18 protein-coding genes are annotated in these 16,878 nt (G+C 60.8%); 6 read left to right on the plus strand and 12 right to left on the minus strand.

Going from position 1 to position 16,878, the window contains the following annotated elements:
- The first annotated feature begins 52 nt into the window (after positions 1 to 52).
- Entirely contained in the window at positions 53 to 487 is a 435-nt protein-coding gene (locus ACIQY3_RS06220) for a MarR family transcriptional regulator (RefSeq protein WP_403018021.1), read from the plus strand.
- Between the two features lie 129 nt (positions 488 to 616).
- A complete protein-coding gene (locus ACIQY3_RS06225; protein WP_403018022.1) occupies positions 617 to 2,377 on the plus strand; it encodes a FimV/HubP family polar landmark protein in 1,761 nt (586 codons plus the stop codon).
- A 129-nt stretch (positions 2,378 to 2,506) separates the two neighbouring features.
- Here ACIQY3_RS06225 and ACIQY3_RS06230 read toward each other — a convergent pair whose 3' ends face one another.
- A complete protein-coding gene (locus ACIQY3_RS06230) occupies positions 2,507 to 4,696 on the minus strand; it encodes a patatin-like phospholipase family protein (protein WP_403018023.1) in 2,190 nt (729 codons plus the stop codon).
- Between the two features lie 72 nt (positions 4,697 to 4,768).
- On the opposite strand from ACIQY3_RS06230, the gene ACIQY3_RS06235 reads away from it, so the two are divergent.
- Complete coding sequence (locus tag ACIQY3_RS06235) at positions 4,769 to 5,056, plus strand: SelT/SelW/SelH family protein (protein WP_403018024.1); 288 nt, start codon at positions 4,769 to 4,771, stop codon at positions 5,054 to 5,056.
- Here ACIQY3_RS06235 and ACIQY3_RS06240 read toward each other — a convergent pair.
- Both ACIQY3_RS06240 and ACIQY3_RS06245 read right to left on the minus strand, forming a co-directional pair.
- A complete protein-coding gene (locus ACIQY3_RS06240) occupies positions 5,050 to 5,943 on the minus strand; it encodes a DMT family transporter (protein ID WP_403018025.1) in 894 nt (297 codons plus the stop codon). The two genes, ACIQY3_RS06235 and ACIQY3_RS06240, sit on opposite strands and share 7 nt — an antisense overlap.
- Positions 5,944 to 6,193: 250 nt before the next feature.
- Positions 6,194 to 6,952 (minus strand): AraC family transcriptional regulator, encoded by a 759-nt coding sequence (locus tag ACIQY3_RS06245; RefSeq protein WP_403018026.1) that lies wholly within the window; start codon positions 6,950 to 6,952, stop codon positions 6,194 to 6,196.
- Positions 6,953 to 7,080: 128 nt separating this feature from the next.
- Between ACIQY3_RS06245 and ACIQY3_RS06250 the strand changes: the two genes are divergently transcribed.
- The gene (locus tag ACIQY3_RS06250) at positions 7,081 to 7,896 is read left to right on the plus strand and encodes a UDP-2,3-diacylglucosamine diphosphatase (protein WP_046055974.1); all 816 of its coding nucleotides are present in this window, start codon (positions 7,081 to 7,083) and stop codon (positions 7,894 to 7,896) included.
- A 134-nt stretch (positions 7,897 to 8,030) separates the two neighbouring features.
- Here the strand turns inward: ACIQY3_RS06250 and ACIQY3_RS06255 are convergent, their stop codons facing one another.
- Together ACIQY3_RS06255 and ACIQY3_RS06260 are read right to left on the minus strand one after the other, a co-directional pair.
- A complete protein-coding gene (locus tag ACIQY3_RS06255; protein WP_054049201.1) occupies positions 8,031 to 8,621 on the minus strand; it encodes an HD domain-containing protein in 591 nt (196 codons plus the stop codon).
- A gap of 95 nt (positions 8,622 to 8,716) precedes the next feature.
- A complete protein-coding gene (locus tag ACIQY3_RS06260; protein WP_403018028.1) occupies positions 8,717 to 9,028 on the minus strand; it encodes an Mpo1-like protein in 312 nt (103 codons plus the stop codon).
- A gap of 160 nt (positions 9,029 to 9,188) precedes the next feature.
- On the opposite strand from ACIQY3_RS06260, the gene ACIQY3_RS06265 reads away from it, so the two are divergent.
- Positions 9,189 to 10,250, plus strand: coding sequence for an AraC family transcriptional regulator (locus tag ACIQY3_RS06265; protein ID WP_204280787.1), 1,062 nt, complete (start codon positions 9,189 to 9,191; stop codon positions 10,248 to 10,250).
- On the opposite strand, the gene ACIQY3_RS06270 is transcribed toward ACIQY3_RS06265, so the two are convergent.
- On the minus strand, positions 10,207 to 11,661 hold the full coding sequence (locus ACIQY3_RS06270; protein ID WP_403018030.1) for a TrkH family potassium uptake protein: 1,455 nt from the start codon (positions 11,659 to 11,661) through the stop codon (positions 10,207 to 10,209). The genes ACIQY3_RS06265 and ACIQY3_RS06270 overlap by 44 nt on opposite strands.
- 121 nt (positions 11,662 to 11,782) lie before the next feature.
- Here ACIQY3_RS06270 and ACIQY3_RS06275 point away from each other — a divergent pair, with 121 nt between their 5' ends.
- The gene (locus ACIQY3_RS06275) at positions 11,783 to 12,349 is read left to right on the plus strand and encodes a nitroreductase family protein (protein WP_403018031.1); all 567 of its coding nucleotides are present in this window, start codon (positions 11,783 to 11,785) and stop codon (positions 12,347 to 12,349) included.
- A gap of 153 nt (positions 12,350 to 12,502) precedes the next feature.
- Here the strand turns inward: ACIQY3_RS06275 and ACIQY3_RS06280 are convergent, their stop codons facing one another.
- The 6 genes from ACIQY3_RS06280 to ACIQY3_RS06305 form a co-directional block, all read right to left on the minus strand.
- Positions 12,503 to 13,843: a sensor histidine kinase gene (locus ACIQY3_RS06280; protein ID WP_403018032.1), complete on the minus strand. Its 1,341-nt coding sequence runs from the start codon at positions 13,841 to 13,843 to the stop codon at positions 12,503 to 12,505.
- Between the two features lie 173 nt (positions 13,844 to 14,016).
- Positions 14,017 to 14,466, minus strand: a complete 450-nt coding sequence (locus tag ACIQY3_RS06285; RefSeq protein ID WP_123509089.1) for a Spy/CpxP family protein refolding chaperone — start codon at positions 14,464 to 14,466, stop codon at positions 14,017 to 14,019.
- Positions 14,467 to 14,684: 218 nt separating this feature from the next.
- On the minus strand, positions 14,685 to 15,362 hold the full coding sequence (locus ACIQY3_RS06290; RefSeq protein ID WP_123598925.1) for a response regulator transcription factor: 678 nt from the start codon (positions 15,360 to 15,362) through the stop codon (positions 14,685 to 14,687).
- A gap of 7 nt (positions 15,363 to 15,369) precedes the next feature.
- Entirely contained in the window at positions 15,370 to 15,783 is a 414-nt protein-coding gene (locus ACIQY3_RS06295) for a translation initiation factor 2 (protein ID WP_265044067.1), read from the minus strand.
- Between the two features lie 110 nt (positions 15,784 to 15,893).
- The gene (locus ACIQY3_RS06300) at positions 15,894 to 16,193 is read right to left on the minus strand and encodes a YciI family protein (RefSeq protein ID WP_054049220.1); all 300 of its coding nucleotides are present in this window, start codon (positions 16,191 to 16,193) and stop codon (positions 15,894 to 15,896) included.
- A gap of 1 nt (position 16,194) precedes the next feature.
- Positions 16,195 to 16,791, minus strand: a complete 597-nt coding sequence (locus ACIQY3_RS06305; RefSeq protein WP_403018033.1) for a septation protein A — start codon at positions 16,789 to 16,791, stop codon at positions 16,195 to 16,197.
- Positions 16,792 to 16,878: the final 87 nt, after the last annotated feature.

The raw sequence follows: 16,878 nt of genomic DNA on the forward strand, positions 1-16,878 counted from the left end.
TAGCTGACTAATAATTAGTTTTTCTCTATTTCAGTCTAACCATGAGTTTTTTATGCCGTTAACCGATCAACACCGCTTTGGCATGCAATTGGCCCAGATGTCCCGTGGCTGGCGCGCCGAACTGGACCGCCGTCTGGCCGGTCTGGGACTTTCTCAGGCCCGTTGGCTGGTGCTGCTGCACCTGGCACGTTTCGAGGAAGCCCCGACCCAGCGCGAACTGGCGCAAAGCGTCGGCGTCGAAGGACCGACCCTGGCCCGGCTGCTCGACAGCCTGGAAACCCAGGGCCTGGTGCAACGCCAAGCGGTGCTGGAAGACCGTCGGGCGAAAAAAATCGTCCTCTGTGCCCCGGCCCGGCCATTGATCGAACAAATTGAAACCATTGCGACTCAACTGCGCCACGAGCTGTTCGAAGGCGTCGATGAGGCCGATCTGAAGGTCTGCATGCGTGTTCACGGTCACATTCTGGCCAACCTCGAAAAGTCTTGAGGCAAAACCTTAGGCCGTGTTTTTGAGATACCCCGTTGGGCAGACTATAAAGAACTACTAGGCAATATCGTGTTCGTACCGGATGTGCGAACACGTACAGGTTGGTTCTGCTTAATCTAAGGGATGCTCATGCTCGAGAGTTGGCACGTGGTTTTGCGGTATTGCACTCGGCTGCTTCTGGCCGGCGTTGCGGTCACTTACTCGGCATTGGCACCGGCCCTGGGCTTGGGTGACATCACCGTGCATTCGGCGTTGAACCAGCCATTCAGCGCGGATATCGCCCTGGTGGATGCGGCGGGCCTGGCGGAAAGCGATCTGTCGGTCAGCCTGGCCACGGCCGAGGAGTTCAGCCGAGCGGGCGTCGAGCGTGTGTTCTTCCTCAATAACCTGAAATTCTCACCGATCCTGCGGGGCAACCGCACGCTGATCCGGGTGACTTCCAGTAAGCCAGTCAAAGAACCCTTTCTGAATTTCCTGGTGCAGCTCAATCAGCCCAACGGCCGATTGCTGCGCGAATACACGGTGTTGATCGATCCGCCGGGTTCACCGGGGATTGTCCCTGCGACGGACGAGCCGTCGGCCAAAGAACCGAGCTCCGGTTTTCCGAGCGTCGAGCCGACCGTTGCACCGATACAGTCCCCCAAGAGCAAGGCGCCTGCACCCGCCGCCAGCGTTGCTCCTCCGGCGGCCGCACCCGCAAACGATGAGGTGGCCGAGCAACTGGCCGCCAGCGTCCTGCAAAACCAGCAGCTGCAAAAAACCATTGATGAGTTGAACGTTCGGATCAAGACCCAGGACGGGCAAATTGCCGATGAAAGAAAGCAGGTCAGCGACTTGCAGACCCGCTTGTCCGAGGTCGCGCAGAAGCCTGACGTCGCGCCGGTCGCCGTGGCGCCTGCGCCGGTCGTGGTTCAGGAACCCGAGAGCAGCAATTGGTTACTGATTGCCGGACTGCTGGGGGTGGTGGTGCTGGTGCTGCTTGGGTTGTTTGTTCGCCGGCAACGCCAGCAAGCGTTGACCGAGCCATTATCGACGGCGCCGGTACGTGATGAACCTGAACGTGAGATCCCGCCACAACCTGCCCGTGTCGCGGCAGTCCCCGATCACCGCGAAGAGACCCCCGCCGGCGATGTGCTGGAAGGCGTTGGCATTTACCTGGCCTATGGTCGGTTTTCCGAAGCGGTGGGTTTGTTGCGTGAGGCGTTGCTCAAGGAACCGCAGCGCACCGATCTGGCGTTGCAGCTTTTGGAAGTGCTGGGCAAGCAAGGTGATACGCCGGCCTATGACGCGCAGGAAAGCAGTCTGCGTGACGCCGGGGTTAATCCGCAGCAACTGGCGGACCTTCGCGCCCGATTCCCTAAACTGGCGAATGCCGCACCGGTCGCGGCCATTGCGCCGGTCATTGCGACTGTCGCGGCGGCGGTCCCCGAAGCGCCACCCGGCGATGACTTCCAGTTGAACCTTGACGACCTGTCGATGGACTCCAATTGGGATCTGGTCAGCCCCTTCGACGATTCGCCCTCGCCGATGGTCAAGCCGCCGTTGCCGGATGAGCCGGCGTTCACTTCAAATCTGCACGTTATGCCGGATGTCTACGAAATGCCCGACGAACCGGCACTGGGCGAACCTGAACTGGAGTGGGACGCCGAACCCGAAGCACAAACGCTGGACGATGACTTTCTCGACGCATTCAGCGAGCCCGGCCAGTCGCTGGAACTGGAGCCACTGCCCGAACCCGTGCCGGCCGGCGCTGGCAAACTTGAACAAGCCCAAAACTGCATTGATGACGGCGATCTGGACAGCGCCATCGAGTTGCTCAACGAATTGCTCAAGGAAGGCGATGAGCCCCTGAAGCAGACTGCGCGGACTTTGTTGGCTGGTATCCGCTAGCACGGTCACTACATCTCTAATGTGGGAGCGGGCTTGCTCGCGAAGGCGGCCTGACTTTCAACATCTATGTTGACTGACACACCGCTTTCGCGAGCAAGCCCGCTCCCACATTGGACAGTGGTGCTCCGGCTAAAACGTCTGCCCCAGATTCAGATACACCGCCTGTTCATCCGCATCATTAAAGCCATAACTGAAATTCAGCGGCCCCAGCGGTGTGTCGAAACCGATGAACACACTGGCCGCATTGATGTAACCGCTGTCGAACTCATTATCGTTGTTCCACGCCCGCCCGCGCTCCAGTGAGCCGCCGATGTACAACGGGAAATCCAGCGGCAAATACGAACGCGGCGTCAGGCGGCGGTAGTAAACCCCGCGCATCAGGCTGACGTTCTGCCCGGAAATCGCATCTTCGCGAAACCCCGACAACTGCCGCGCGCCGCCGAGCAGGAAGCTTGAAGTGACAACGTTGGCATCGTCCAGCGTACGGCCATAACGCCCACCCAGAATGAAGGTGTCCGGGCCACTGCTCATGGCCTTGTCCAGTTTGAATTCCCATTGGCGGTAACGCTTGTCCGAGCCCAGGCCCGGTTCGAACTGGCGGAACGCCAACCCGATCTCCTTGCCCTCGTGGGGGAAGTAGACGTTGTCGAACGAGTCGAACGAATACTTCAGCTCATAGAAGCCCTCGTTGAAGCTTTCACTCGGCAGATCCTGATCGCCGATGCGCACGTCAGCCTTGCCCCAGGCCTCGCCGACACCGAAGCGGATCTCGCCGCTGTTGCCAATCTGCCGGCCGACATTCAGGCCGAAACCATAACGTTCGACGCGGTACTGGGCGATCGGGTCGTTGTCCAGGACCGCGTCGACGTTCTGCGCTTCAAATGCAGCGTAGGGCGCAATGAAGTAGCGCGAACCGACGTCCAGCGGTTGATAGAACTCGCTGTAGAGTTCCTGCTTGTCGCCGATCTGCGCCCGGGTCAGCCATTCGGCGCCGAGGCGATTGATGCCGTTGACCCGGTAGCTGGCTCCGAGGTTGAACGCGCTGTCGCCGCGCATATCGTCCGACAGGTTCAAGCCGACCCGCAGGTAATCGGTGCCGCTGCGTTTGCCCCGGGCGCTGATTACCAGGGTGTGATCCTCACCCTTGTGCACCACGCGGTATTGCACTTGCTCGAAGTAGTCGAGGCCGTACAGGGTGCCCATGTCGGTATGCAAGCGGCCGATGTCCAGCGGCTCGCCGACGTGTTGGCGAATGTAGTAGCGGATCACGTCGTCACTGACTTTCGAGTCGTTTTCCACTTTGATCGCGGTAATGATCGGTGTGCGCTGGCTCGGGGCCCGGGCGGCGGTCAGTTCGGCGTCCAGCGGTTGCACCGGTTTGAGTTGGGCCAGGCGCGCTTCAAGAACCTTGGTTGCGCGGTAACCGGCGTCGATCATGTCTTGGGCGCGGCCGAAGTCGGTCACGCCGAAACTCGCCAGTGACGGCTGGATCAGCACATCGTCCTTGTGCAGGGCGGCGAGTTGTTCTTCGGAGTTGCGCCGGGTCATCAGGGTGATCGACTGGTTCAGCACATCGACCACGGTGGTCAGTTGTTTGCGATTGCGCAGCGGGGTGCCGATATCGACCACGATGGCGATGTCGACGCCCATCTCACGTGCCACGTCGAGCGGGATGTTGTCAGTCATGCCGCCGTCCACCAGCAAGCGTCCGCCCAGTTCGACCGGCGCAAACACCGCCGGGATCGACATGCTGGCGCGGATCACCTGGGGCAGGTGGCCCTTGCGGAACACGACTTTTTCTCCGGTGGAGATGTCGGTGGCGACCGCACGGAACGGGATCGGCAGTTTGTCGAAGTCCCGGGTATCACTGGCGTGGGCCAGCAGGCTTTCCAGCAACAGGGCGAGGTTCTGGCCCTGAATCACGCCCAGTGGCAGGCCGAGGCTGCCGTCGTCGCGAAAGCTCAGTTTCTGTTTCACCAGGAAGTCCCGGTCATCCTGCTTGCGGCGGAACGGCACGTCCTCTCGCGGCGGGGCGTCGGACAGGGCTTGTTGCCAGTCGATGTTGAGGGCGAGTTTTTCCAGCTCATCGATTTTGTAGCCTGAGGCGTACAACCCACCGACTACCGCGCCCATGCTGGTGCCGGCAATGGCATCGATCTTGATGCCTTGTTCTTCCAGTGCCTTGAGTACACCGATGTGCGCCAGGCCACGGGCCGCGCCGCCGGACAGCACCAGGCCGATTTTCGGTCGGGGTGCGTCAGTGGCGTGGACGATTGAAGGGAAGAGGCAAAGCAACAGGCAGCACAGTAAACGGCGCATCGTGAATCTCGGGGCAAGCGATAAAGGCGGCTATTATAGCGGCGCCCCTCTGGCTCAGGAGTTTCAGCGATCATGACCATGCAAAAACCGGAAATCGTCATCACTTATTGCACGCAATGCCAGTGGCTGTTGCGCGCCGCCTGGCTGGCCCAGGAACTGCTCAGCACCTTTGGCGACGACTTGGGCAAAGTGTCCCTGGTGCCGGGCACGGGCGGGGTCTTTCATATTTTTTGTAACGACGTGCAAATCTGGGAGCGCAAGGCGGACGGCGGTTTTCCGGAAGCCAAGGTGCTGAAGCAGCGGGTCCGGGATCAGATCGACCCGGACCGCGACCTCGGCCACAACGACCGCACTCAGTGAGAGGCGGCTTCCGCGGCCACGGCTTTTTTGCTTGAGCTGCCGGATAGGCGACTGGAGACCACGATCGCGACGATGATCAGCGCGCCGCCGAGCAGCATGCGCAGGGTCGGGGTTTCGTCGAACAGCAGCCAGGCCATGGTGATGCCGTAGACCGGTTCCAGGGCAAACACCACTGCGGCGGTCCTCGCCTTGATCACCGCCAGGCTGGCGACAAACAGGCTGTGGGCCACGCCGGTGCAGAACACGCCGAGCAAGCCGATCCACAACCAGTCGATGGCGCGCACTTCGCTCAACTGCGGCGCGGCGACTGGCAGCAGGCACAGCGCAACCACCACGTTCTGGCATAGCGCAGCCTGCACCGCCGGGATGCGCGCGGAACTGGCGCGGTTGGTCAGGGACAGCAGGGCGAACAGCAAACCGGAGCCCACCGCCCACAGCAGGCCGACGGTCGCGCCGGTGCCAAGGTCGAAGGACGGCGTGACGAGCACCAGGCCCACGCTGACCAGCACCACCAGCAGGATTTCATTGGCGCGGATTTTCTCGCGGAAGATCAGCCCTTCGAGGATTACGGTAAAGGCCGGGAAACTGGCAAAACCCAGGGTCGCAATCGCCACCCCTGCGACCTTCACCGCAATAAAGAAACTCACCCAGTGCCCGGCCAGCAGCAAGCCGCTGAGCAGCAGGCGGCGCCAGTCCACGGCTTCGAGTTTCTGCCAACGGGTGTTGCTGGCGAACCGCGCAAAGAACGCCAGTGCCAGCACCGCGAACGCCGCACGACCGAAGACGATGACCGCCGGGGTGGCGGCCGCGAGTTTGCCGAACACACCGGTCAGGCCAAACATCAGTGCGCCGATATGCAGGGCGCCAAGGGCAGTACGGGGAGTCATTGCAATCCTTTGGAAAACGTATTGAACCCGACCATTGAACCGCGTAACGACTCGCTGTGTCTGTCGGCAAACTATCGACTTTTGTCGCCAGCCTCGCGCAATACCTTGTGGCGAGGGGGCTTGCCCCCGTTCGGCTGCGAAGCAGTCGTCAATCCGGCAAATGAGGTCTGACGTACGAATGCAGGGGCCGCTTCGCGACCCAACGGGGGGCAAGCCCCCTCGCCACAGATCCTGTATTCACAAACATTCACTAACCGGCATTCGCCTCGCGGCGCAATGTGCCGGGTGAAGCACCAAACTCACGCAACACCGCCGCCGCAAACGCACTCTGGGAACTGTAACCGACCCGACTGGCGATCTCGCCAATCGGCAGCGCCGAATCCCGCAACAAGCTCACTGCAATGTGCAGCCGCCGACTGCGAATGTAGTCCATCGGCGTCTGCCCGCACTCGGCCACGAACCGCGCATGCAGGCGCGCGCTGGAGAGGTCGGCGATGCGCGCCAGATCAGCCACTTGCAGCGGATAGGCCGCATGCTGGTCGATGTGTGCGTTCAGCGCTGCATACGGCAGGCGTCGTCCACCGATCACATCCGGTTTGATGTGGTTGAGGCTGGCCAATAACAGAACCGCACCTTGCTGGGCAATCAGCGGATCGCTCACCGGACTGCCCGCCAGCCAACTGACCAATTGGCTTTGCCCGGCATCCAGCGGCAGGCGGCCGGCGTTGTCGAGCAAGCGGCGGCTGGCGTCGGCGTGTTCTCCCAGGGATTGCGATACCCATTGATCATCGGGCACATCCAGCACCAGGCAGCGACTGCCGTTGGGGCTGCCACAGGCGTGATGCATGCCGGCCGGGATCACCACGAAACTCTGCTGCACCACCTGGCTGCCCTGGCCGCCGACCTCGAAATCCAGCGCGCCCGACAAGCCGAACACCAGTTGCGCGTGGTCGTGGCTGTGGACGATCAGGTCGTGGCTGTATTGGCGAAGCGTGAGGATCGGTCTCATCGCAGGTCTCCGGGGCAAGATGCGGCCAGTCTACACCGGCCGGGCGCTGTCACAGGATTGACTCGTCACTGTCATGGGCAATTAACCCGACCGGCGCAAGCTTGTAAAAACATCCCAGAGGGTTGCCCATGACCAGCGCCGAGCTCGCCAAACCCAGTCGTAAACAACGTGTCCGCACCTTATGGATTTCCGACGTGCATTTGGGCACCCGGGATTGCCAGGCCGAGCACCTGTCGCAGTTTCTCAAGGGCTACCACACCGACAAGATCTACCTGGTGGGCGACATCATCGATGGCTGGAAACTGCGTGGCGGCATGTATTGGCCCCAGGCCCACACCAACGTGATCCGCCGCTTGCTGACCATGAGCAAGCGCGGCACCGAAGTGATCTACGTCACCGGCAACCACGACGAATTCCTACGTCGCTATTCGAAGCTGATCCTCGGCAATATCCAGTTGGTGGACGAAGCGGTGCACGTGACCGCCGATGGCCGGCACCTGCTGGTGATCCACGGCGACCAGTTCGACGTGATCACCCGTTATCACCGCTGGCTGGCCTTTCTCGGCGACTCGGCCTACGAATTCACCCTGACCCTCAACCGCTGGCTCAATCACTGGCGTGCCCGCTACGGCTACGGTTACTGGTCGCTGTCGGCGTACCTCAAACACAAGGTGAAAACCGCAGTCAGCTTTATCAGCGACTTCGAAGAAGCCATCGCCCACGAATGCGTCAAGCGCGAGTTGCATGGCGTGGTGTGCGGCCACATTCACCATGCCGAAATTCGCAAGGTCGGCGGGGTGGATTATCTGAATTGCGGGGACTGGGTGGAGTCGTGCACGGCGTTGATCGAGCACTGGGACGGCTCGATCGAGTTGTATCGACTGGCGGATGCCCAGGCGCGGGAGGCGGAGTTGAAAGCGGTGAAAGTCGCCGAACCGGCGTAACACATTGATGGCCACCACAGATCCCCTGTGGGAGCGGGCTTGCTCGCGAAAGCGGTGTGTCAGTCAACGAAGATGTTGAATGTGATACCGCTTTCGCGAGCAAGCCCGCTCCCACATTGGGTTGTGGTGTGTTTTCAGGCCGGCGCGTGTTCTTCCATCGCCGCTTTGTAGATCGAGTTCTTCGGCTGCGCAAACAGCCGTTCCATCATCGGCTCAAAGAAACTCAGCGGCAGCGTCTCATACGCCGGATCAAACGCCGCCGCATCGTATTTGGCGCAGAACTCAATGGTCGCCTGATACTGCGGATGCCCGCTGAATTGCTCGCGCAGGTGCCGGTCCATGCCCAGGTGATGGAAGAAGTAGTAACCCTGGAAAATCCCGTGTTTCTCCACCATCCACAAATGCTCTGCACTGACGAAGGGCTTGAGGATCGCCGCGGCGATGTCCGGGTGGTTGTAGGAGCCGAGGGTATCGCCGATATCGTGGAGAAGGGCGCAGACCACGTATTCTTCGTCGCGGCCATCGCGCCAGGCGCGGGTGGCGGTTTGCAGCGAATGGGTCAGGCGATCCACCGGGAAGCCGCCAAAATCACCCTCCAGCAACTTCAGGTGCGCCACAATCCGTGTCGGCAATTGTCGGGCGTAGGCACTGAAGTCCGCGGCGATGATCGCCCAGTCCTCCTGCGTGCCGTCCTGCATGTGGGTGAAGCGGGCATTGGCGTTCATCGGCGATCTTCTTATTTGCGAAGTGACGGATTGAGTGTAGAACTTGGATCCACTGGTGCACTGTCTGCACGGGACGCTTTGCTGGCCCGGGAAGCCTAGAACGGCACGCGGCCCAGAATCATGTCGCGGTACATGACGAAATCGCCGAGCAGGCTGTAGAACGGGTGCTGGAAGGTGGCAGGACGATTCTTCTCGAAGAAGAAATGCCCGACCCAGGCGAAGCTGTAACCGGCTAGGGGCAGGGCGATCAGCAGCAGCCAGGCGCCTTTGCCGATGGTCATCGCCAGGATGAAAATAACCAGGGAGGTGCCGATAAAGTGCAATCGTCGGCACGTACTGTTGCTGTGTTCGCTGAGGTAATACGGGTAGAACTCAGCGAAGCTATTGAAACGCTTGGTATTTTCCACGACTGCGATCTCTGTGGTTATTGTTCTGATGGCAAGTTGTTCTGCGGGTAGCTTATTTGAGTCTAGAGTGATCATTGGCATCAGCCAGTGACAATAGGCGCCACTTTAGTATCCTTCGGTAATTGGCCGTGAGATGCGGCTCATCATGTAAGTAAACGCCATGAGCGAACGAACGACTTCTGCAAGCTGGGCGATGGGGATTGTCAAAGCACTGGAAATGGACGGCCTGGATTGCCGGGTTCTGTTCAAACAGCTGGGGCTCGACTACGCGGCACTGGATGATCCGGATGCGCGCTTCCCGCAAGATTCCATGACGCGGCTCTGGCAGCGCGCGGTCGAGCTGTCCGGTAACCCGGCGATCGGCTTGAACATGGGCAAAGTGGTGCGACCGGCATCCTTTCATGTCGCCGGCTACGCGCTGATGTCCAGCCAGACCCTGGCAGAAGGTTTCCAGCGGCTGGTGCGCTACCAGCGGATCATTGCCGAAAGTGCCGACCTGAGTTTCCGCCTGTTGGAAGAAGGCTATGCGCTGATTCTGACCGTCCACGGCGACCACCTGCCGCCGACCCGGCAGAGCGCCGAAGCCTCACTGGCCTGTGCCTTGGCGCTGTGCGGCTGGTTGACCGGCCGCACCCTGCAGCCGCGCAAGGTGTTGGTGCAGGGCGATGAACCCGCTGACCTGGAACCCTATAAACAAGCCTTCCATGCGCCGCTGGTGTTCAACGCGCCGTACGACGCATTGATCTTCGAACGTGCCGACATGGAAGCGCCGCTGCCGACCGCCAACGAGGCGATGGCGCTGCTGCATGACCGGTTTGCCGGCGAGTACCTGGCGCGGTTTTCTGAAAGTCGCGTGACCCACAAGGCCCGGCAAGTACTTTGCCGTTTACTGCCCCAGGGCGAGCCGAAGCGCGATACGGTGGCGCAGACCCTGCACCTGTCGCAACGTACCTTGCAGCGCCGCTTGCAGGAAGAGGGCACGAGTTTTCAGACCTTGCTCGACGACACCCGCCGCGAACTGGCCGAGCAGTACCTGGCGCAGCCAAGCATGACCCTGCTGGAAATTGCCTACCTGTTGGGATTTGCTGACCCGAGCAATTTCTTCCGCGCCTTCCGCCGCTGGTTCGACGCGACGCCCGGTGAGTATCGGGCGCGATTGATGGATGCGCCGAAACAGGTCAGTGACGCCAGAACGCCGGAATACACAGAACGAACACCGTAATGATCTCCAGTCGGCCCAGCAGCATGCCGAACGAGAGAATCCACTTGGCAGCGTCCGGCAGGGTGGCGAAGTTACCCGCCGGGCCAATAGTCTCGCCCAGGCCGGGACCGACGCCGGACACGGTGCTCGCCGCGCCGGTCAACGCGGTCATCCAGTCCACGCCCAGAAGCGACAGCAGCAACGCGATCACGCAAATGGTGATGGCGAAGAAGAACGAAAAGGTCAGGATCGAACGCACGATTTCTTCGTCAAGCCGGTGACCGTTGTACTTCTGCTTGATCACCGCTCGCGGGTGAATCAACTGGTTAAGGTTGGCCTTGAGCAGGATGTAGGCGACCTGGAAACGGAAAATCTTGATCCCGCCCGCCGTCGAGCCCGAGCAGCCACCGACAAAGCCCAGATAGAAAAACAGCATCAGCGAGAAATTGCCCCACAGGCTGTAGTCCCCGAGTGCAAACCCCGTGGTCGTGACCACCGACGTTACGTTCAGCGCCACGTGCCGCAGCGCATCCAGCCAATGCAGGTTGGTGGTCCACCAGTACCAGGTGCCGAGCACCAGCCAGGTCACCAGCAGCATGCCGAGCAAACCCTGGACCTGTTGATCCTTGATCAGCGCCCTGCGGTTACCGCGCAACGTCGCCACATAAAGGGTGAACGGCAGGCTGCCGAGAATCATGATCACCACCGCAACCCAGTGCACCGCCGGTTGTTTCCAGTGGGCCAGGGACTCGTCGGAAGTGGAGAACCCGCCGGTGGAAATCGCTGACATCGCGTGGTTGATCGCATCGAACAGGCTCATCCCGGCCCACCAGAAAGCCAGGCTGCCGACGATGGTGATGCCGACGTAGGCCGCCACTATCAGGCGCGCCACCATGTGCGAGCGGGGCATGACTTTTTCGGAGCGGTCCGACGATTCTGTCTGGAACAGCCGCATGCCACCGATGCGCAGCAGCGGCAAAATCGCCACCGCCATACCGATGAAACCGATGCCGCCGATCCAGTGCAGCAGCGAGCGCCACATCAGAATGCCAGGGGACATGTCATCCAGGTGATTGAGCACCGTGGAGCCGGTGGCGGTGATGCCGGACATGCTTTCGAAGAACGAGTCGGTGTAGCTGATGTGCTGGGTCAGCAGGAACGGCAGCGCGGCGAAGATACACACCACCAGCCAACTGCTGACGGTCAGCAGGTACATGTCCCGGGGGCGCAGGTGCACGTGTTCGGGGCGTCCGGGGATGACCAGCGCCAGGCCGGCGACGAAGGTGATCATGCTGGCCCAGAGGAACGATGGCAGGTCGCCGGTGCGGTCGAATATCACCAGGGTGGCCATGGGCACGACCATGGCGATGGCCAGTGTGATCAGGAAGATGCCGATGATGAAACCAATAGTCCGTAAGGTCGGCAACGCCATGAAGTCCGCTCGGGCTGAAAGTGGGGAGGGCGCCATTCTACCTGTGGGGTCTGCCATGTAAACCGGCACTCCCGCAGGGTTGCAGCTAGAATAGCCAAACATTTTTTACAGGAGGTGGCCGATGCAGGCTCTCGACGCTTTGCTCAACCGTGTTTCCGTTCCCCGACTGGTCGAACCGGCCCCTACCGCCGAACAGCGGGAAGTGCTGTTCGGCGCTGCGCTGCGTGCCCCGGACCACGGCCATTTGCAGCCTTGGCGCTTCCTGACCGTCGAAGGCGCGGCGCGTGAGCAAATGGGTGAGTTGCTGGCTGAAGCGGCGAAGCTGCAGGACAGTGAGGCGCCCGAAGCGGTGCTGGACAAGGCCCGCAATGGTCCGCTGCGCGCGCCATTGGTGGTTGTGGTCATTGCGCGGTTGCAGGATCACGTCAAATACCCGAAATCCGAGCAACTGCTGGCAGCGGGCTGTGCGGCCCACGGGATTTTGCTGGCGGCGTATGCACAGGGGATTGGTGCGGTATGGCGGACCGGTGAACTGGCTTACTCGACGCATGTGGCCAAGGGGTTGGGGTTGGCGGAAGGGGAGGAAGTGATTGCGTTCCTTTATCTCGGCACACCGCAGAAAGAACCGCGGGTTGCAGAGAAAGTTGATCTGGCCGAATTCGTCAGCGCCTGGCCTGGTAAGGCCTGACGACACAGATCCAATGTGGGAGCGGGCTTGCTCGCGAAAGCGGCATCACATTCAACAGAGATGTTGACTGACCCGACGCCTTCGCGAGCAAGCCCGCTCCCACAGGGGGTGAGGTTGTGCATACATGTTGTGTTTGCTGGTGATCCATGTGGGTCAGAGCTGAACCACAGCCCCCGGCACCAACGGCAATTCCAGGCTGGCGATGAACCCACCGTCCGGGTGATTGGCCAGGATCAAGCTGCCGCCATGCCGTTCTGCGGCTCGGCGTGCAATGGCCAGGCCCAGGCCATGCCCGGCGGCGGTTTGCCCCGGTGCGCGGTAGAACGGTTCTCCCAACAGGTTCAAGTGCTCGGCCTCGACCCCCGGCCCATGGTCGCGCACGCTCACCACCATCCGCTCGCCCTGGCGCGAGGCCTGCATTTCAATCGGCTGGCCCGCCGGGTTAAAGCGTTGGGCATTGCGCAGCAGGTTGTCCACGGCGCGCTCGATCATGGTTGGCCAGCCTTTGAGGTTGAGTTGCGGCTCGGCTTCCAAGTGCACGGTCTGTTCCGGGAAACCCAATTGCGCGTCCTTTTGCAGGGTGTGCAGCAAGGCGTTGAGATCGACGTCTTCGGCACTGGCGTTGTCTGCATCGACCCGTGCCAGGACCAGAATTTCGCTGATCAACGCTTCCAGTCGGTCGCATTCGCGGGTCAGGCGTGGCCAGAGTTTTTCCCGTTCCTCAGGGTTAGCCCGCTCGGCCAAAGCCAGGGCAATGCGCAATCGAGCCAGGGGCGAGCGCAATTCATGGGACACATCCCGCAGTAATTGCCGCTGGCTGCCGATCAAGCTTTGCAGGCGCGCACCCATGCGGTTGAAGTCGTTGGCGAGCACGCCGAATTCATCGCGGCGGTTGGCCAGTTTCACCAGGCTGTTCTGTTGATAGGTGGTTTGCCCCAGGTCATGCACCGCGCCGCGCAAACGGCTGAGGGGGCGGGTGATCGATAGAGTCACCAGCAGACTGAACAGTGTCAGCACCACCAATGCGATACCCAGCGCACTCAATGGCCAGAGCAGGCTTTCGCGGTGCCAGGAATCCAGTTCCGGGTGCGGGATGCGGTAGATCAGCAGGTACGTGTTGCCGGTTTTTTCGCTGGTGTACTCAGCGGTCAGGCGGCGCCATGGCAGGCGACGATCGTCGTCGTTCTGCCGTGCTTCAAACGCCGCGGCCCGACGTGGGAAAGTCCCGCGCACTACCGGGTCGCCGCTCTCGTTGAGCACCTGGACGTCGATGTGATATTGGCGTTTGCGCTGTTCGAGGATGTCCTGGGCGGCGTCTTCGCCCTGGGCTTCGTAGGTTTGCGTCCACTCTTCGGCCAGGGTGTTGAGGCCCGGATGGCGACTGAGGATCCACGCATCCTGGTTGAGCATGTGCCCCAGCAGAATCGAAAGCCCTGCAACCAGAGCGATGGCCAGCCAGAAGCTGGCCAGGATACGCCAGAACAATGAGCGCACAGAAAATCCTCGAACAAAGAACGCCATGTGGGAGCGGGCTTGCTCGCGAAGGCGGTGTGTCAGTCAATAAGTGCTGTGCCTGACACTCCGCCTTCGCGAGCAAGCCCGCTCCCACATTGTACAGAATGGCAAAAGACCCAACGGTGTTGGCCGTTGGGTCCGGGGTTAACACATTATTGCGCTTTTTGCGGCTGTTGCGCTTTCCAGGCCTTGAACTCGGCCCACTCGGCGCGGCGCTCGGCTTGTTTTTTCTGGATCTCGTCGAATTTCTTCTGTTGATCCGGTTTCAGCACGGCGCGCACATCGGCCTGGGCTTTCTGATGCTTGGTGGCCATTTCATCCTTCATGGCTTTCTGGTCGGCCGGGGAGAGTTTCTCCAGGTATTTCTCGACCAGTTGTTTGCGATCATGCATCTGCTCGCCCATGATTTTGCGGATCTGCTCACGCTGTTCGCGGCTCAGGTCCAGCTGGCTGTACGGGCCGCCTTTACCGTGGTGGTACATCTGACCGCCGTGGCGCGGACCGTCCATCGGGCCACCCATCGGGCCGGCACCTTCAGGCATGGCCATGGCAACGGTTGGCAGGGCGGCGGCGAACATCAGAGCGATAAGAGTCTTGCGCATGGTGAATCTCCTTGTCTCGTTCCCGGTACGTTCCGGATGAGTTCAGATTACGGAGATCAAGGTCAGCGGCGGTCAGCGGAGCGTAAAGCTTGGGTAAAGACAGTTTTGTGCCGACCTGACAAAACTTACAGGCTGCGTAGGAGCACGGCTTGCCGGCGAAGGCATCCCTGAGATCGCCATCGCCGGCAAGCCGTGCCCCTACGGGTCGATAGTCGGCTTCAGAGGCTGTAGTAGTAACCGCGGCTACGCAGCGCCACGATGCGCGGACGGCCATCCGGATGCGGGCCGATCTTCTTGCGCAGGTTGCTGACGTGCATGTCCAGGCTGCGGTCGTACAGGGTCAGCTTGCGGCCGAGGGCGATCTGCGCCAGTTCCTGTTTATCCAGCGGTTCGCCGGGTTGCTTGATGAGGGCTTCGAGCAGGCGGCTTTCGGAGACGGTGAGGGTAAATTCCTGTTCATCGATGCTGACCACGCCGCGCACCGGGCTGAAGCACAGGTCGCCGAGTTCGAGCTGGCTGGACACTGCCGCCGGATGACTGCGGCGCAATACCGCGCGCAGCCGGGCCGTCAGTTCTCGTGGGTCGCAGGGCTTGGCCAGATAATCGTCGGCGCCGAGTTCCAGACCAAGGATGCGGTCCAGCGGTTCGCCCCGGGCCGAGAGCATCAGCACGGGCAAGTCCGGATGGTCGTTGCGCAGTTGCTTGAGCAATTCCAGACCACTGCCGTCAGGCAGCATCACGTCCAGCACGACGGCGGCGGGGGAGGTTTCGGCCAGCGCACGGCGGGCACTCTGGCCGTCGTGACAGGCACGGACCACAAAACCTTCCTGACTCAACCAACTGCTCAGGAGCTCACACAGCTCCTGGTCATCATCAATTAATAACAGCTCGCTCATGACTCACTCAATTTAGCCATTGCCGACGTTTTCGACTTGCTCCACTGGCAAAGATACCGCAGAGCAGGGCCAATAGCGCTACTCCGCCTCCGGTGACGAACCATTGCTGCTGATCAGTCAGCAAGCGTGGCAGCGGACCGTTGGCCTGGGCTTCCTTGAGTTGCAGCTTCAGGCGCTGGTTCTCTTGGCGCAACCGGGCCAGTTGGGCGCTTTCACGCTCGGCATCGGCATTTTGCAGTTGTTTGTTCAGTTCTTCTCGTTGCTGCTCGCTGACTTTCAAGCGTTGCTGCAACTCGGCGATCTGGCTGCCGGCGCTCAAGGACAGCGGCGTGGAATTGCTGCCAGTGGCAGCCTCTTCACCGTGTGCGGGAGCCACGATCGACAACGTCACCAACATCAGACACAACGGACCCTTGCGCATCACGACTCCTGATTCCAATCGAGTTATTAGGCAAGTTGTCGGCAGGCAAACGAGAATAATGAGCGATTGAGAGCGCGATGAACCGACAAGGTTCATCGCGTGGGGGAAATTTACGGCAGGACTTGCTTGAACGGCTTCACGGAAACGTTGGCGTAGACGCCTGCGGCGATATACGGGTCGGCATCGGCCCAAGCCTGAGCGGCGGTCAAAGATTCGAACTCGGCGACGATCAGGCTGCCGGTAAAACCTGCGGCGCCCGGATCATTGCTGTCCACGGCAGGGTTCGGGCCGGCCAGCACGATGCGGCCTTCGCCCTTGAGCACTTGCAGGCGCTCAAGGTGCGCCGGGCGTGCGGCCAGGCGAGCTTCCAGGGAGTTGGCGACGTCTGTAGCAACGATTGCATAAAGCATGTCAGTCCTCGGTTTTTGGCGTGGTGGTATCGGCGTCATGCAGGTGGCGGGACAGGTAAATGCCCTGCGCGACTAGGAACAGCAGCGTCATGCCCAGGCTGCCGAACACTTTGAAGTCGACCCAGTAGTTCTGGAAAGTGAACGCAACGAACAGGTTGGCGGCGCCGCAGAACAGGAAAAACCCGATCCAGGCGATGTTCAGGCGGGTCCAGACTTGATCTGGCAGGGTCAGTGCGTGACCCATGATGCGCTTGATCAGCAGTTGGTCGCCGATGAAGTGGCTGCCAATGAAGGCCAGGGCGAACAGCCAGTTGACCACCGGGGCTTTCCACTTAAGGAAGGTTTCGCTGTGGAACGCCAGGGTCAGGCTACCGAAGACTAGGCAGGCGATGAGGGTCAGCCACTGGCTCTTCTCCAGCTTGCGCTGCTTGATGAACAATGTGCCGTAAACCACCAGGGAGCTGATGATCAGCATGGCGGTGGCGCTGTAAATACCGCCTACAGTGACCTCATGACCGGCAATGTCGACGACCCGTGGATCGATTTTGAAGACAATGAAAAACAGCAGAAGCGGGATGAAGTCGATGAATTGTTTCACAGTGGCAGCCAGAAGCAGGATGTGTCGGCATAATAACAAACATATTGGCGCGCGATAGCGCCAGCTGATTTGAGGTTACAAAGCCCT

Origin of the sequence: Pseudomonas sp. NPDC096950 (assembly GCF_044762525.1) — a bacterium.
In the GTDB taxonomy this organism is placed as follows: Bacteria; Pseudomonadota; Gammaproteobacteria; order Pseudomonadales; family Pseudomonadaceae; genus Aquipseudomonas.

What these genes read in the sequence shown, in the direction of transcription:
- ACIQY3_RS06235 (WP_403018024.1), top strand. Translation starts at nt 4,769, where the DNA reads ATGACCATGCAAAAACCGGAAATCGTCATCACTTATTGCACGCAATGC.
- ACIQY3_RS06285 (WP_123509089.1), bottom strand. Translation starts at nt 14,466, where the DNA reads ATGCGCAAGACTCTTATCGCTCTGATGTTCGCCGCCGCCCTGCCAACC.
- ACIQY3_RS06220 (WP_403018021.1), top strand. Translation starts at nt 53, where the DNA reads ATGCCGTTAACCGATCAACACCGCTTTGGCATGCAATTGGCCCAGATG.
- ACIQY3_RS06295 (WP_265044067.1), bottom strand. Translation starts at nt 15,783, where the DNA reads ATGCGCAAGGGTCCGTTGTGTCTGATGTTGGTGACGTTGTCGATCGTG.
- ACIQY3_RS06245 (WP_403018026.1), bottom strand. Translation starts at nt 6,952, where the DNA reads ATGAGACCGATCCTCACGCTTCGCCAATACAGCCACGACCTGATCGTC.
- ACIQY3_RS06290 (WP_123598925.1), bottom strand. Translation starts at nt 15,362, where the DNA reads ATGAGCGAGCTGTTATTAATTGATGATGACCAGGAGCTGTGTGAGCTC.
- ACIQY3_RS06250 (WP_046055974.1), top strand. Translation starts at nt 7,081, where the DNA reads ATGACCAGCGCCGAGCTCGCCAAACCCAGTCGTAAACAACGTGTCCGC.
- ACIQY3_RS06240 (WP_403018025.1), bottom strand. Translation starts at nt 5,943, where the DNA reads ATGACTCCCCGTACTGCCCTTGGCGCCCTGCATATCGGCGCACTGATG.
- ACIQY3_RS06225 (WP_403018022.1), top strand. Translation starts at nt 617, where the DNA reads ATGCTCGAGAGTTGGCACGTGGTTTTGCGGTATTGCACTCGGCTGCTT.
- ACIQY3_RS06230 (WP_403018023.1), bottom strand. Translation starts at nt 4,696, where the DNA reads ATGCGCCGTTTACTGTGCTGCCTGTTGCTTTGCCTCTTCCCTTCAATC.
- ACIQY3_RS06300 (WP_054049220.1), bottom strand. Translation starts at nt 16,193, where the DNA reads ATGCTTTATGCAATCGTTGCTACAGACGTCGCCAACTCCCTGGAAGCT.
- ACIQY3_RS06255 (WP_054049201.1), bottom strand. Translation starts at nt 8,621, where the DNA reads ATGAACGCCAATGCCCGCTTCACCCACATGCAGGACGGCACGCAGGAG.
- ACIQY3_RS06270 (WP_403018030.1), bottom strand. Translation starts at nt 11,661, where the DNA reads ATGGCGTTGCCGACCTTACGGACTATTGGTTTCATCATCGGCATCTTC.
- ACIQY3_RS06265 (WP_204280787.1), top strand. Translation starts at nt 9,189, where the DNA reads ATGAGCGAACGAACGACTTCTGCAAGCTGGGCGATGGGGATTGTCAAA.
- ACIQY3_RS06275 (WP_403018031.1), top strand. Translation starts at nt 11,783, where the DNA reads ATGCAGGCTCTCGACGCTTTGCTCAACCGTGTTTCCGTTCCCCGACTG.